Below are 16,251 nucleotides of genomic sequence, written 5' to 3'. Positions count from 1 at the left end.
CTGCCTTGGGCAAATGGCTAGCCAACGGCTAGCATCGCCAACTCCAAGCTGTCCGGATGCCCTCAATCGACGCCGCCATCGGTTTCCAAGGTATCCCACAGCGTTCGCGCAGTGCGGCCGACATCGGAATATGTGTCGGTCATTAGTGCTTTGAGCTTCGCCGTCAGCAGGTCGTTGGGCATTCGATGAGGCTTAATCAGTCGCAACGCAGCCAGCCGATAGTCAGGATCGGCATCGGAAAACAGATCGCACAGTTGCGATATCTCTGCCTCGTCGAAGGCAATCTCCGAATCAAGCAATCTTGCAACCGACTCTGCATTGGGGAGTTTTCCCCTCATGGATGTGACCAGCTTCGATCGTGATATTGGAGACCGAGTGGCACGCTGGATCAGCCAGGACAGAGCTAAATCCTTCATATCGCGACGCATATCATTGAGTAGCTCGACCGCCCGCTCATCTGAAACCGGCCGAAGGTAGTTCATCGCCTCCAAAAGCGTCTCCCTCGGACTGTCTGGAACGGTGCCCGAGGACACGGGATAGGGCTCTTCATGGGCCAACCAATACTGGTACGCCGCTTCCAACATCGATTCAGGCACCGCGCCCCCACCTTTGACGTGCTTGAGCGTCAAACTCGCCGCCGCCACCGCGACGCGTGCATTGGACGCATGCATCGCCTTACCCACACCGTCAGCCACCTGCGGCCAGGTCGTGCTGGTTTTTGCGAGTGCTCCTATAAGATGTTCGAATCCGGAGGTGATCGGACCATCCAGACGATCAAGCAGGAGCTTTAAGCCGATCTCGCCTTGCTGGCGTGCGAGGTGGCAGGCAGTAAATACTCCCAGGCCAGTTGCCTTGGCGAGCAGATCGGCGAGCCGATCCGGGTCCGGAGGCTCGAGACTTTCAAGTAGTCTGGTCGCCGATATCGCTAACCATTGAGGCCGTTGCAGGGCGGCATGCTCAAGCTTGGCGCGGTCGAGCCCCAAGGAACCTGCCCGACTCCAGTCCAGTTCCGGGACATCGACTTCGACGGTGTGGGGAATAAACCAAGCTTCTGGATCTGCGTGTTCGTCTTTAATTTGTGCACGCACAGCCGCTGCCTCGAGCTGGAGCTGTCCAGGGTGAATTACCGAAAGTGCGATTATCCCACGCAGGACCTCACGCATCGGCTCACGGTCGACGGGCTTCATCGCCCACCAGATATCCGACGCGGGCGATTCGTTCCATCCAGTGATCTCGAACAGCGCGCTCAGTTGCAGCGTTGGGTCTAGTGCTGTCCCATTGCCAATGGATTCATTCTGAGTGGCCAGGGTGCTGAGAAATGCATCCATGGCTGTGGTATGCGCTTGCCTGTATTCGACGGCGGGGAACATCGCTGCGAGAGCGTCACCGCTCAGGTTATGCCGGACATGTGGCAGCTCCATACCCGCCTGATTTGCAAGCTTACTCAGCTTAATGCTGAAGCCGACGGTATCGAAGGCTTGGTCAGTAAACAGCTTAAGCAAGGCAGTAAGCTGATCGACCGAACGGTCTGCTAACCTGCGTCGCACTAAGGCTAGCGCCATGCTCTCGTGGAGCTCGTTTTCCGGGTTCCGCCTGAGCGACAAGCTACTGATTGACATCATTGAATTTATCGACGTCGATGGAGAGCTGCTTGCCAAAAACTCGTGCAGCTTGTTTTGGGCTGTATCGATATCGAACTCGGCCATCTCGACTTCACATGCCCACGCCACCCTTTGTGTCCAGGGTTGGGTTGAATGCAACCGTGCCCTAGATAGTGCGCCAATCACTGGCTCAAATCGCGTGACAAGTCGTGCCAAAAGCAATCCGAAACGGTAAGCCACCACCGTGTTATCGGCGTCAACTTGCGCAAATGACAACTGCACAAGACGCTGGACGGTATCGTCCAACACGCCGGCAGGGGTTGCTACCAACAATCCCAAGGCCCGCTCGAGTGCATGGCGATCCCCCTGCGCCACCCGCACCAGCAAAGCCTGCAGGACTTCCTCGCACATCTTGGCGCTGGCAAAGACCACCACCTCGCTCCAACGTTCGTAGTCATCCAGGCACGAAGATAACCAGCGCGCACGTTCGGTCGCCTCGTGGTTTGTCCATACGAACCTTGCTGCAGCGAACTCAGCAAAAGTTTTGTGAACGAACGTGATCAAGGTCGTCGCTCCGTGGCGCACTTGCTCTATCAGGCCTACCTGCTGCCAGTACTTCAAAGCGGCGTTGACGATGGACTTGGCCTTGAGCGGCATCACGCCCAGATCCGCGCGAAGATGAATGGCAGTTCGAGTCAGTAGATCAGAAGTCTTGGCGAGTGGGTCAGCAATCAGTTCCCAGCCAACGATGTCAAAGACCCGGGCCAACACGGCTGAATCAGGTTGATCATCCAGCGCTTTGCGGGTGTTTGGCTCAGCATCGATGACCTCGAAGAGGTTTTGATATAGCTCAGTCTTGGACGTGCCCAAGGTGCCACCGCGTGCTAGCAAGGACGCGGCCATGCCTAACAGTTGTGGACTTTGCGAAATCACGGCCTTCGCCGCGTTACCTTCCAATTGCTCGGTCGCCAAAGCAAAGGCCCAGTCAGAATCCTCCGCCGCGCGCTTGGGGGAGGCGGCCTGTAACAACTTGGCTAAGTTCTCCGCTCCTCGCTCGGCATCTGGAGCGATCAGTTCGTAGTGTCTCCACTCCGATAGTTCCCCAGTCTGGTACCCAATTGGGCGAGTCGTTACGATAATTCGGACGCGCGGATTACCTGCGCTAAACTGTCGGATGCGTGTTGCCACCAGCTCTTGGTGTGCATCGCATTCGTCTAGCCCATCGCATAGCAAAACCCAGTCGGCAAGCGAACTGTCGCGAACCTGTTGGAACGGGACTCCTGATCCATCCAAGCCCAACTGCAAAACGCTTTCATCGAAGCTGTTGCCCGCGGCGAGTCGAGCAGCAATATCCCGCAAGCGAACCTTGAGGACCGGTAGTCCATCGCGCGCATATAGACAAGCGAGCCGAGTCATGAGCGTGCTCTTGCCCATGCCCGGTCCTCCGATCACGACGGCGCGTGTGTAGAACCGACCGACCCATTCGGCTTCTAGAGTCTTTTGTTTGTTCCACCTCGAACGCGAGGCGCCGGAAGCAGCATGATAGTGTGCCAAGGCCGCGACTGGATCAGTGGGCTCTGGCTCGCCCGGATCCGCCACACCGGCTTTGAGAGGCAACCAAGCCTTGTCCATCGAAAGCGAGTTTTTAACACCGAGCAAAGAAAAGTGCTGGTTAGAATCAGCGACCCAGCAACTGACCCGGGGGGCGACACTTGCCGGTGTTGCGGCTGCACTCGCTTGCACCCCCATCCCCATCAGCATTTGAGCCAAGCCAGCTTGTTCCCAGCGGCCGCGTCGTTCTGTGATTACATGCGCGTCTTGTAACAGTCGGAACCAAATGCTATCTGCATCGGAGGCGCTGGCGAAGCTGCTTGCCAGGCGGGCCCGAGCCATCATCACCGAGACATGATCTGCATCCGATGCATGCACAACGTGAATACGGAGGCAGGCACACACCTCGTTCACAGGCAGCGCGGCATCGGTTAGTCGTCTGAGCCATTCCAGACCGATATCGCTTAGGTTGTCGGTGCGCCCTTCACCAAGACGTCGGTTATCTCTGGCCAAGTCCGTCCAGATGGTCTTACTCGTGTCGGGCGAAACGATGAGGACGCCGTACTGGATCGTGCCTGCGTCAAGACCAACCGCCAGTGCTCGCATGGCCTCCCACAAATTCTCGCCACGACTCAAACCGCGCTTGACCTGCGCTTCGAGAACTTCGCCGTTTCTCAACTCAATCCGGATATCGTCACCCGGACCGCCAGTCTCGGCCCAGATCGCGGTTGGGATATCCTCAATCAAGCCGTCAAGCCACCCGAGCGATGCGCCAAGCAACAAGTGACTCCCAGCGATCGCCGTGACAGCAGCCTGAAAGTTCATCCCGGACGCCGTCGCAGCGCCGCCGGCATTGCGACGTGTCCGATTCTTGGAGTTTTTTTTCTTTGGCTTGGTCGCCATGTATTTTCCTGTCGAGGATCTTCGGGGGCGCACGACGTACTCAAGCCATGATGCATCATGGAAGAACACGTTGGTGCGCGTCATTCGTAGCACGTAAAAACCGCCGATACGCTGGGTGTGCGCAGGCGCTGGTATATGTCCGTGATCGGGGGGCGTGAGTTTCCTTCGAATGGCTCTTTCCGCAACTCTAGCTGGGCACTGGCCTCTGGTAGCCGCTAATCTTTGGGGAGGCGAACATCTGCATCCTAGCCCCCCTCTTCCAGAAGCTCGTCGTCCGGATGCATCTGGCCGCTTGGCAGAAGATTTAGTTTAGCCATCTCGGCTAGGCAGACGGCGATGTAGGCTAGCTCCTGAGTCAGCTCATCTGCCCGCCTGCGCAGGAGTCTCAGGCGCGCCTCAGCGTCCTTTTTCACGTCCTCTGGAGCCTGAGCGAGCTTGGCAAGCTTCGCCACCCACTGATCGATCTTATTGTTCACTTCAACCAGAAACACCTTACAAGCAATGTTCTTCTTGAGAGGGAAAAGCTGGCATTCAAGTAAGCGAATCGCATCGTAGACTCTGACCACTTCCTTACTGGTTTTTGAATGAACGAAATTCAGGCTCCCCTCATCAAATGCGTGGTGTTCCTGGTTCTGACCCGCCCAGTTCACCAGATCATTTTTGATCAGGTTGAAGTGGACAGGATCGTAAGCGAGCAGCGGCTCGATAAGTGAGAAAGTTCTCTCCAGACTGACCTGCAGATATACGTTCTTTTTTAACTGAGACTTGCCGAACTGAGCTGTGATCGCCACGGCATTATCCAGACAGTACTCGATCACGATCGACTCGAACCAGATCCGGCAATAAATCAATGCCTGCCTCACGTCATAGACGCGCAACGCCTCATGCACCTTGCCTTGAAATCCACCTGAGTGATCGACCGCCACGATGCCTCTGTTCGTGTAGCTCAAGACGCAACTTGTGTGCTGATCAGCCTGAGGGTGCCGATCAGCGATGATGCAGAAGCGCTCCCAGAACAGACGGTCATGTGTTGTCACGACCATCTGAGTACGCCGAAGGTAAGGGTCAGAGAAAAACAGGTCGATGATGTTCGAGCGATGGTCGCTGTCGATCGCGTTCACGACGTCGTCGAACACAATCAGCGGGAGCATATTTTTCTCTGCCATTGCCAGCAGAAGCGAAAGGCCGAGCACGCGAAGGTGCCCTTCGCTCAATACCGAGAAAGCGTCCTGCACTGTGCCGTTCGCAGCGTTGATCTTGATTCGATAGCTGTCGTTGATCTTCTCGAAGCGGATAGCATCAATACGCTCATGCTCATCGTCATGATCGTTGATGGCTTTGTAGTACTCAGCCGCCTTCGTCTCGATCCCGGTGATACGTGTCTTCTCAAGGTGAAGTTTGTACTCCAGCAGATCTTGATAGAGGTTGCCGTACTCATCCTGCAATTGACGAATGAGGGTATTGAATCGAGCCGTATCGGCGTCATCACGTTTTAAAATATTTCGTCGATCAATGAGTCGCGCGATCTTTTCGCCTGCAGTCTCAATCAGTTTTTTGCAGGTTTTTTTGGCACCAAATAGATCTTTGATTGCATCTTGCGTCTGTTGTAGTACCTCGACCGCTCTGCCCAGACGGGAGACAGCCTCCGAAGTTTGCGCGAACACTTCGCTCTTCAGTGTACAAGCCTGCAGGTAGGTCTCGATTTCGGCGGTCTCTTCTCTAACAAGCGAGACGAAGTGACTTAGCACGGACACCGCACGCGCTCCTCGGTCGGTGGACGCCTGGAAGTTGGCCAGTTCGCTTTTGAGGTCGTTTAGGTGAAGACGGCAAGGGACATCCAACCGGGTGTTCTTTTCGATTCCCGCAAGCCCGTTGGCAATTTCTCTGACGATTTGAAGAATCCTCTCGTCATTACGCTGGTTAGCGGCCCTTAAACGCTCCAGTCGGCCTAAGGTATGAAGCTCTCGCTTTGCCTTTTCAAAGGGGTTCTCCACAACGCGTTGCAACGGAGTAGAACATGCTGGACAGGTGTCACTGCCTTCCACTTGACCCAGGTCTTGGATGGCCAAGTAAATGGCTTCGTAGTTCACGTCCTTGGCACTTTTTAAAAACAAGGCTTCGATCATCGACTTTCGGGCAAGGAGGTAGCGGGCGGCACGCGCCGCACGCTTAATTCGTTCGAAAGAATCAACGACCGGAGCTTCTGCAAGCTTGAGTTGCTCTGACTTACGGATCTTGTGCTCGATCTCGCTCTTCAGCCGCAAAAATCTAATCCGAACAGCAGATTGCTGATCCGACTGCAAACCGAGCGTCTCGCATACTTGGTCATTGATCTCAGTTATGCGGTTGAAATGATCCTGGCGCTCGGCAAGGAGGCCTTTCCGGTCTAATTCAACTTCGGTCAACGCTTCGGCCTGGTCTGGCTTCAAGTACAGGGTGAGATTGAAGCTCTCCGGTTTCACGAACCGTCCAATGATCTCTTGGAACTCTTCGAGGCCGAAGAGGCTGGCCACTACGTCGCTTTCAGCGCTCCCCGTATCCTTAGAGCCAAGCAACGAGAACTCTTGCAGACGGTTGCGATCAATGAAGCAAGCTGACCAAGCTAGGCTCTTAGTCACGGCTTTTCTGTCCCGGCCCACCAACGACAGCGTCGGTTTTGCACTATCCCTAGCAATATAGGCCTTTACCTTCGTTTTCCGGCGATCTGCCTCTTTGATATGCCCGGTCGTGCCATACTCAATCGCCTCACAAAGCGAAGACTTCCCCCCTCCATTAGGTGCGTAGAAGATGTTCTTCATTTTGCTAAAACGCAGAAAGCTTCCCCTGTCATCCGCAGACAACTCGCCAAAGCCTCTGAAATTTTTGACCTGCAAATCCAGTAAAGGACTGAGGCCTGAGGGTGCCACCCAGTCCAGTTCTGGCCTAGACTCCAGCCCCCTTTTGAACAATGCACCGATACGCTGAAAATTAGTGTTCAGCAGTTGGTCAGCGTTCGACGCGAGATAGGACTTGATGTGATCAGAATAGCGTCCGCGATCCTGGCTCGCCTTGGCCATGCACCAGAGAAGGGCCAGATAGCCATCCGATTTGCCATCCAAGTGGCTTTTGGCAAAGCTCAATAGATACTGACTCATGCGCCTTCCCTCCCTGAAGTTTTTTTTCATCCTAACCGGAGTGCAGGGCATTTCGCCATCTGACAGACACCTGCAGTAGCGCAGCTCAGCCGCTCCACTGGCTAATTTTGGCCGTTTCCTGTCTTTTGTCCGTTGAAATACAGCTCAAATTTCATACTTGGGGAGTAATCCGAATACGGTTAGGCATAGCTGAAAAACAGGTGCACAAAATATATTCGACCACTGCCGGGATCAAGGGTATTCAAAGGGGTAATCCGATTTGAATAGCTAAATAAAATTCATATAAATCATATGTATATAAGATATATTCGACTCTTGGTGCCGCACCATACGCAACATCAAAAAAGGCTCACCGAAAGGTGGGCCTTTTTTGTGCGCGCTGCCCAGCTCCCGCGGACGATCACCTCGGCCTGGCGCGTTTTTTTCGGTATAACCCTGTTCATCTCTGCGTGGTGAACGGCCCCCCATGAACGCCCTGAAATTAGTTGCTCTGCTGGTGATTTTCCCGCTGGTGCTCGCTGCCCTGGGTGGTTGGGAGCGTCAGCGGGCTGACGAAACCACCACCGCGATGATCGATTACCACATCAATGTGGATATCGCTAAGCAGCAACTTCAAGCCCTGGCGGCAAAGGACCCGGCGGCCAAGGTCAAGCTGGTAGACGAAACAATCGGTGTGCAACTGGCACTCTCCCGCCTGGCAAAAATCGAAACCGAACTGCCCATTGCTCATCGCGTGAACCGTGTGATGCGTGGGCTGGCGCCGTGGGTGATGGGCCTGGGGCTGTTGGCGGCAGGGGTTGGCGTGGCCGCTTTGGCGGGTACGTATTGGGCGGGGCGGCGGGCACGGCGGTCGCGGCAGAGGTTGTTGCAGGTGTTCTCTCTGGGCAGCCGCTTGTTGCCCTATGTGCTGGTGAGCCATGGGGTGGCGATGGCGGCGGCGGTCGCGTTGGTGCTGAGTTTTGAAGGCTTGGCGATGTGGCATATCGGTCGGCTGGGCAGCGGCGAAGTCAAGCTGATGGCGGTGCTGGGGGTGGTCGCGGCGTTCTGTCTGTATTCGATCTGGCAGTTGCTTAAACAGCTGCGCCACATGCTGGGGATGTTCACGCCCGAGCCGCTGGAGATGTACGGCCAGGTGGTCAGCCCCGAGCAGGCGCCGGGGTTGTGGCGGCATGTAAACGAGTTGGCAGGTTCACTGGGCGCGCTGCCGCCGGACCATATTGTGGTGAGCCTGGCCCAGGGTTTTTACGTGACCTCCAGCGACGCCGTTGTGCAACCGGCGGACATTGCGCTGCAGGGGCGCACCTTGCATGTGCCGCTGCTGTACCTGGGCCTGTTGAGCCGTGAGGAAATCGGCGCGGTGATCGGCCACGAGCTGGCGCACTTTGCGGGGCAAGACACGGCGTACAGCCTGCGCTTTTTGCCGATCTACGATGGGGTCAATCGCAGCCTCGAAGCGCTGTGGAACGCGTTGCTGGCCAGCGACTTTATCCAGGGACGGTTGATGCGGCCGTCGTTCATGTTCGGCGTGTTTTTCATGCAGCGCTTTGACCAGGCGGTGAACCACTGGAGCCGTGAGCGCGAATTACTCGCGGATGCCGCCGGCGCGCGGTTGGTGGGCAATGCCGCGGCCGCCTCGGCGTTGTTGCGGGTGGCGGTGTTGCAGCCGCACATTGAGGACTCACTGCTGGCGTTGTGCGACGCGGCGTCAGCGACGGACCTGCCCGATGCGGTTTTCGGCGCCTTGCGCGGGTGTGAGCTGCAACTGCCGCCCGAAACCCTGGAGATTCAGCAAGCGCACCCGACCGATTCCCACCCGTCCAATGGCGAACGCCTACAGGCATTGGGTGTGTCATTGGACGATGCAGTGCGCAGCGCCACGCGCGAGGTGGACCGTGACGCGGCGAATGCGCAAATCGACGCCTGTTTCAGCGCACCAAGGGCATTACGCGAACAACTGTCCGGCGACTTGATTGAGGTGGCGGTGGTGGAGAACGCCGAGCACACCCATCTGCTGGAAACCATGGTCGCATCGGCCCAGGGCGAGCATGCGTTGCACGAGGGCGGGCGCCGAGGCGCTGTGCTGATGGCGGTGCTGTCGATCCCGTTCGTGCTGCTCGGGCTGTGGGTCATGGCCCAGCCTTGGCTTGCGCCGGAGCGCATGAAGGGCACGCCGTTGTCCGCCCTCGGCGCCGGTGCGGCCATCGGTAGCATCGCGCTGATCTTTCTATGGCTGGGCGTGCGTCGGTTCAAACGCGCCCCGCAAATTGCGTTGCGCCTGACGCCGGAACATTTTGTGTTTGCCAACCTGGCGCAGCCGTTGCCCATCGAGCACATCGACAGCGTCACGTTGCAATTTATGCAAGGCATCTGGGTGACGGTGGATCTGACGCCGGAAGCGCCATTGCCCGAGTTGCGCAAAACCGCGTTCGGCGTGCCTGGTGCACGGGTCAACAAGAAGAAGCGCCAGGTGCTTTTGCAGATGGCACAGCTGTGCATCGACAACAAAAAGATCGAGCCTTACGACGGCCTGGTGCTGATGACTGACTACGTCAACGCGTCGCTGGCGCGCAAGATTTTGCAGCACCGCGAGGACTGATCGGCGCCCATAAAAAAACCCCGAACCAGTCGGGGTTTTTTATCGCCTGGCATCAGGCACGACGTGCGATCACTTAGAAAACGTTGATCGGGTAGTCGGCGAACAGACGCAGTTCATTACCGCCAACGTTGTAGTTGCTGGCGTTGTTGGACACGCGCAACCACGAGGCACGGGCGCGCAGGCTCAGGTCTTTGGCCGGGCCGCTCTGGACCACGTATTTGAACTGGTTCCAGATTTCACGCTCGGTGCCATCGCCACGGCCAGAGCCATCGTCGATGTTGGTACCGCGCACGTAAGCGACGTTGTAGGTCAGGCCCGGCACGCCGAAGGTGGTGAAGTCGATGCCGTAGCCCGCTTGCCACGAACGCTCGTCCTTGCCGTTGAAGTCGGACCAGTACGAGTTGGCCAGCAGGATGGTGTTGCCGCCATCGCCGATGCCGGTGTCGCGGGTATTGTCGCGGTAGCCGCCATACAGGTAGCCGGTGTCGCCGGTGCTGCGCTGGTGGGCCAGAGTGAAGCTGTGTGCGCCCACTGCCCAGGTGGCACCCAGGCTCCAGATCTTGTTGTCGCGCGCGTCGGCATCGCCGCGCTGCTCGGCGAAGCTCTTGTCCAGCTTGGTTTTGTAGCCGTTGAAGTCAAAGGTCAGCGACTGTTTTTCCGGCAGGGCCAGTACGTAGTTGACGTTGACGTATTGCTTCTTCAGCACGTCTTCCATGTCGGAAGCGTACAGCGCAGCGGACAGGCTTTCGGTGAACTTGTAGCTGCCGCCCAGGTAGCTGATGTTTTTCAGGTTGCCGCTGTCGGTGCCTTCGGCGGCTTTTTGGGCTTCCTTGGTGAAGCGACCAGCGTCCAGCTGCAGGCCTTCGATCTCTTTGGAAACGATCGAGGTACCGGTGTAGGTTTCCGACAACAGGCGCGAGTTGTCGTACTGCAGCACAGGGACGGCCGGCATTTGATCGCCGTACTTGAGCACGGTGTTGGACACACGGAACTTCACTGCCGCGCCGCCCTTGGCCAGGTCGTCGGCTGCCGCGCCGCTGTCACCTTGCTTGAAGAAGTTGATACCGCCCGCACCGCTGCGACCTTTACCACCATCCAGGCGGATAGCGTATTGGCCGATCACGTCCACACCTACACCGACGGTGCCTTGGGTGAAGCCGGACTCGAATTTGCCGATGAAGCCCTGGCCCCATTCGGCTTTGTCTTGCTTGCCGTTTTTATAGTCGCGGCTGATATAGGCGTTACGTGCGGCGATGTTCAGGTGGCTGTCTTCAACGAAACCCTTGGATTGCTCCTGGTCGTTTGCCATGGCTGCCGATGCGCTCAAAATCCCCAGAGCGATCAGACTCATCCGTTGCTTCAACATTTTTTTGTATTCCTTATTTCTGGTTGAGTACGCGCTGTGACACCAGGGCTCCGTGTCGCTTTTCTGGTGTCGACTTTATCCGGAAAAAAGAAGGCCCGCGGACGACTGAACATGCCGCGGGCCTTTTCTTATTGGATGAGTCATGGCTGTTAGCCACAGGCGTTGGGCGCAATCCTAGTCGCGCGTTGAACTATGTGTCAATTTCGTGAATCGTCTGTATTTAGGCGATTTAATTCTAAGCAATGGCTGAGAGCCTTTCTGGCCTTGAGCGACATTGGCCTACAGGATGCCAAGCTCGAAAAGGATTGCTCGGGTTCCGTCAGAAGGGCTGGGATGTGCGGGCGGCGCTGAGGTACTTACAGTTTCTAAAAAGCGACACACCCGTCAAATATGTGGGAGGGGGCTTGCTCCCGATTGCGGTGGATCAGCTACTGAAAACTTGGCTGACAGACCGCAATCGGAGCCCCTCCCACAGGTGTTAGCTGCGTTGCCTAGTTTTTCAACACGTCACACAACGCATGCAGTTCATCCTCGCTGAACAACCCCACCGGGTAGCGTTCACTCATCACGCTGCGTAAATCGGGCTGCTGCCTGATCTGCCGCGAGCCGTGTTCCTTCAACCAGAGCCCCAGCGCCTGGATCGCGTCGCCGTCGACCCGCAAAGGGTGGAACGTACGGGTATTCATCAGGTTGATATCGGCGTTCATTTCAGCGCTCTCTCCTACTGCTTGAGCGGCTAACTTACTCAAGGTTTATGACAGAACCGCGCAGTCATGCCCCTGAACCACTGTGAGCATCACCGATACAAGAGCTATGCCAATGTCCCGTATTCGCAGGCATACAGCCGCAAAAAAGCCCGCGACCGTGCTGGGCCGCGGGCTTGCTTTAGGCGCTGAAACCGAGTAGCGCCCGGTTACACGAAAGGCGCTGTTACAACTGCACTCAGTTTCTGTGCGGGGCCGGCTGTTGTTGGGTCAGGCAGTGGATATTGCCGCCACCCAGTAACAATTCACGCCCCGGCACCATCACCACTTCATGCTGTGGGAACAGCCTCTGCAGGATGGCCTTGGCCTCGCTGTCCAACGGGTCGTCGAAACTTGGCGCGATGATGCCGCCATTGGCGATCAGGAAGTTCACATAGGAACCCGCCAGGCGCACGCTCGGGTTGCGCTCTTGGGAGCCGTCCACCGGGTCGACGCCGGCACACTCTTGCTCAGTGGCATACAGCGGCCCAGGGATCGGCATTTTATGCACAGTGAATGGGCGGCCCTGTGCATCGGTGCTGCTTTGCAGGACATCCATGGCCGCATGGCAACGTGCGTAGTTCGGGTCCTGCGGGTCGTCAGTCCAGGCCAGCAGCACTTCGCCGGGACGCACGTAGCAGCAGAAGTTATCCACATGACCGTCGGTTTCGTCATTGAACAGGCCATCGGGCAGCCAGATGATCTTGTCCACCGCCAGGTTGTCGCTCAACACCGCTTCGATGCTGGCACGATCCAGATGCGGGTTGCGATTGCGGTTTAGCAGGCATTCTTCGGTGGTGATCAGGGTGCCTTCGCCGTCGACGTGAATCGAGCCGCCCTCCAGCACAAAGCCTTCGGTGCGGTAGCGCGGCGCGCGTTCGATTTCGAGGATCTTGCCGCCCACCTGCGAGTCACGGTTCCACGGCGCGTACAGGCCGCCATCAAACCCGCCCCAGGCATTGAAATCCCAGTTCACGCCGCGCACTTCGCCGCTGTTGTTGATCACGAAGGTCGGGCCGGTGTCACGCACCCAGGCGTCATCGCTGGACATTTCCACCACCCGGATATTCGGCACGTCCAAGCGCGCACGGGCGTTCTCGTATTGGCCGGCGGAAACCGCCACGGTCACCGGCTCGAAGCGCGCAATGGCCTTGGCCACGGCCACATGGGCCGCCTGCGCCGGCTTGCCGCCCAGGCGCCAGTTGTCCGGGCGCTCGGGCCAGATCATCCAGGTTTGCGTTTGTGGCGCCCATTCGGCAGGCATATAAAAGCCATCGGCGCGGGGGGTGCTGTGCAGGGTGGTCATGGCGATCAAGACTCCGAATGGGGTAAAGGCCGACTTTATAACGGATAAAAATCGGCTTTAAAAGCGATCAACGAGCATGATCGATAAATATGACAAGCAATAACCGATAACAATCGATTAATTACAGTTGTTCATCCAGCACCTTCGACAGCATGTCGACAAAGAAGTCCACGCTGCGTTTAGAGGTAACCATCGGCGGCTTGATCTTGAGGATGTTCAGATAATCGCCGGTGGGCTGCATGAAGATTCCCAACTCACGCAGGCGCTCGCACAGCAGCGTGGTCTCTTCGGTGGCCGGTTCCAGGATTTGCCGGTCGCGTACCAGCTCCAGGCCCAGATAGAAGCCGGACCCGTGCACCGCGCCCACCAGCGGGTGACGCTCGATCAGTGCTTGCAACCGAGCCTTGAAATGCCCGCCAACCACTTGGGCGTTTTCCCACAGCTTTTCTTCTTCCATGACATCCAGCACCGCCATGCCGATCCGGCAACTGACCGGGCTGCCCCCCGATGACGAGAAGAAATACCCCTCGGCCTCCAAGGCTTCGGCGATTTCACGCCGGGTAATCACCGCACCCAACGGCTGGCCGTTGCCCATGCCCTTGGCCATGGTAATGATGTCGGGCACTACGCCTTGTTCTTCAAAACCCCAGAAGAAGTGCCCCATGCGGCCATACCCCACCTGCACTTCATCGGCGATACACACACCGCCCTGGGCGCGGACCCGTTCATACACCTGATGCAAATAGCCTGGCGGCAGGGAGATCCCCCCCGCGTTGCCATACACCGGCTCACAGATGAACCCCGCCAATTGGCGCTTGCTCGCAGCCACTTTCGCCAGGTTGTGTTCCACGCTTCGTACGTAGTCCGGTGCACTGTCCGGCCCCCGAAACTCGCCGCGATAGGTATTCGGCGCGGTCACCGGATGCACCCAGTCCGGGCGACTGCTCAGCGCCTGGGGGTTGTCGGCAATCGAGGTGGACACCGCATCCGCCGCCACCGACCAACCGTGGTATGCCTCCAGCACGCTGAGCATGTCGCGCCCGCCGCTGTAGGCCCAGGCCAGGCGGATGGCCAGGTCATTGGCCTCGGTGCCGCTGTTGACCAGAAACACGCGGTCCATGCCCTTGGGTGCCAGCGCCAGCAAGCGCTCGGAGAACTCGGCAATCGCGGCATAGTGAAACCGCGAGTTAGTGTTCAGCAGCGACCACTGCCGCGCCGCCACCGCGGCCATGCGCGGGTGGCCATGGCCCAGCACCGCCACGTTGTTGAGCATGTCCAGGTAGGAACGGCCCTGCATGTCGATCAGGTGATTGCGCCAGCCGCGCTCGATGCGCGGTGGGTCGACGTAATAGTGCTTCTGTGACCGGGCGAAGCTGGCGTCGCGGCGCGCGAGCAGGACGTCGGCGTCCAGCTCCGGCTCTGCGTCACAGGCCAGGCCGAGCAATGCCGAAGGTGATGGGCACAGTGCCTGCCAGGCCTGCGCCCGGGAAGGCGTGCAAAACAGCGGCGGTTCCAGGTCTGCACGGCACAGTTGCACGGTCAGCGGTGCCTGGACCTCACCCAGGGCTTGCCCTTTTACCAGCAGCGAACCGGGCTTCAATACCGTCTTCACGCCGCGCAAACGCACGCTCAACTCAACGCCTTGCACGCACACAAGGCCATCGGCGTCCTGGCGCAACGTGCCGGCGAAGGGCGCTTCCAAGGTCGTCCCATGGGGCACATGCAACTCGACGTGAAGAGGGAAACTTTCCGGCTCGGCGGCGCTGTCCGGGCAGGTGCGCGACAGCCGGTATTGGCCATAACGACTGGCCGCCAGCCCATGCACTGCCGCCGCCTCGTCCAATAACCGATGGTCGATACCGGGCGTCTCCCAATTGCCCGCTTCGAAATGCGGGCTGAGCACCCCCAGGTCGATCAGCGCGAATTCTCGCCCCACCAGCCCCGGCAACAAGGGCACGAAGCCTTCATCGGCAATCGGCGCGAGTGCCTCGCCCACGCAGCGCAAAATCGCCGCCTCCATCAGCTCGAACGGCACCGATGTCGCCACATGGAAAATTTCCCACTCATGGTCGGCGTTTTTCAACAGATAGGCATTGTCCGGGTCCAGACGTTGCTGTTGTTCGCTGCTCAGCACCAGCACCGCTGCGCGGGCGACAATCAGCGGCCACAGCACCTGCAACTCTTCGCGTTGCAAGGGGGTAATGGCGTGGCACGCCTGAATCGCCGGCAAGATGGCAAAGGGGTCACCTTCGGCATGGTGCAGCAGGGCCGCACAGGTCACCGACAGGTCGGCAATGCGCCACGTGCGCACCAGGTCGCCAAAATCGATAACGCCCTGCCACTGCCACCGCCGCTGAGCATCGCGCTGCCACACCACGTTGTCGTCGGTGATGTCCATGTGCACCGCTTGCCACGGCAGGCGATCCGCCAAAGGGCCTACGCGCGCCTCAACCTGCTCGGCCACCTGCTCCAGCGCAGCGCGGTGGGGCAGGTTTTGCAGGGTGGCCAATAAGTGGGTGATCAGTTCCGGGGCGTGGCGCGGGTCCCATTGCAGGGTGCGGTCCAGGCCAGGGTGTTCAAAATCGGCCAATGCCTGGCTCATACGGCCGCAGAGGTCGCCGAACGCAGCGATCACATCACGCCCCAGATGAGGCAGATGAGTCAGTGGCTGACCGTCGATATAGTCCAACAACCGCAGGTGCAGGGTTTGGCCGCCGACGCTCAGTGTCAGTAGCTCCTCACCGCTCAGGGCCTTGATGACCTTGGGCACGCGCACGCCGTGCACCGCATTGAGCGCCGCGTGCTGGGCCTGCAACTCTGCAGCGGCATAATCGCCACGGCAGATTTTCAGAACAAAGCGGCCTTGAATGCTGTCAAGTTTGTAATTGAGATCTTGCTGGCTGCCCAATGACTGCAAAGTGCCACTAAGGCCGTAGTGCCGCGCAAGCAGTTGAGCGGCCTGATCGGGGCCTAGCTGAGGGCTGGGTAGGCTTGCACGGTGGATCAGCGTGGCGAGCAGCATTGTGACGACCTCGGTTTTTTTAGACGTCT

At 58.3% G+C, this 16,251-nt stretch carries 7 protein-coding genes; 1 reads left to right on the top strand and 6 read right to left on the bottom strand.

Annotated features, from left to right (window positions below):
• Positions 1–62 precede the first annotated feature (62 nt).
• A complete protein-coding gene (locus KSS96_RS02215) occupies positions 63–4,139 on the bottom strand; it encodes an NACHT domain-containing protein (protein ID WP_217855624.1) in 4,077 nt (1,358 codons plus the stop codon).
• A 161-nt stretch (positions 4,140–4,300) separates the two neighbouring features.
• Positions 4,301–7,189 (bottom strand): AAA family ATPase, encoded by a 2,889-nt coding sequence (locus KSS96_RS02210; protein WP_217855622.1) that lies wholly within the window; start codon positions 7,187–7,189, stop codon positions 4,301–4,303.
• Positions 7,190–7,655: 466 nt separating this feature from the next.
• On the opposite strand from KSS96_RS02210, the gene KSS96_RS02205 reads away from it, so the two are divergent.
• Complete coding sequence (locus KSS96_RS02205; protein ID WP_137220364.1) at positions 7,656–9,785, top strand: M48 family metallopeptidase; 2,130 nt, start codon at positions 7,656–7,658, stop codon at positions 9,783–9,785.
• A gap of 73 nt (positions 9,786–9,858) precedes the next feature.
• Here the strand turns inward: KSS96_RS02205 and KSS96_RS02200 are convergent, their stop codons facing one another.
• The 4 genes from KSS96_RS02200 to KSS96_RS02185 all read right to left on the bottom strand — a co-directional run bounded on the left by KSS96_RS02200 (position 9,859) and on the right by KSS96_RS02185 (position 16,222).
• Positions 9,859–11,151, bottom strand: a complete 1,293-nt coding sequence (locus KSS96_RS02200) for an OprD family porin (RefSeq protein ID WP_017526018.1) — start codon at positions 11,149–11,151, stop codon at positions 9,859–9,861.
• Between the two features lie 491 nt (positions 11,152–11,642).
• Positions 11,643–11,858, bottom strand: a complete 216-nt coding sequence (locus KSS96_RS02195) for a hypothetical protein (protein WP_017526019.1) — start codon at positions 11,856–11,858, stop codon at positions 11,643–11,645.
• 235 nt (positions 11,859–12,093) lie between these two features.
• A complete protein-coding gene (gene aguA / locus KSS96_RS02190; protein ID WP_068936915.1) occupies positions 12,094–13,200 on the bottom strand; it encodes an agmatine deiminase in 1,107 nt (368 codons plus the stop codon).
• Between the two features lie 121 nt (positions 13,201–13,321).
• Positions 13,322–16,222 (bottom strand): aminotransferase, encoded by a 2,901-nt coding sequence (locus KSS96_RS02185; RefSeq protein WP_065876646.1) that lies wholly within the window; start codon positions 16,220–16,222, stop codon positions 13,322–13,324.
• Positions 16,223–16,251 lie beyond the last annotated feature (29 nt).

The organism is Pseudomonas asgharzadehiana (assembly GCF_019139815.1).
GTDB classification, from domain to species: domain Bacteria; phylum Pseudomonadota; class Gammaproteobacteria; order Pseudomonadales; family Pseudomonadaceae; genus Aquipseudomonas; species Aquipseudomonas asgharzadehiana.
This window is presented reverse-complemented; position numbering and strand designations above follow the sequence as displayed.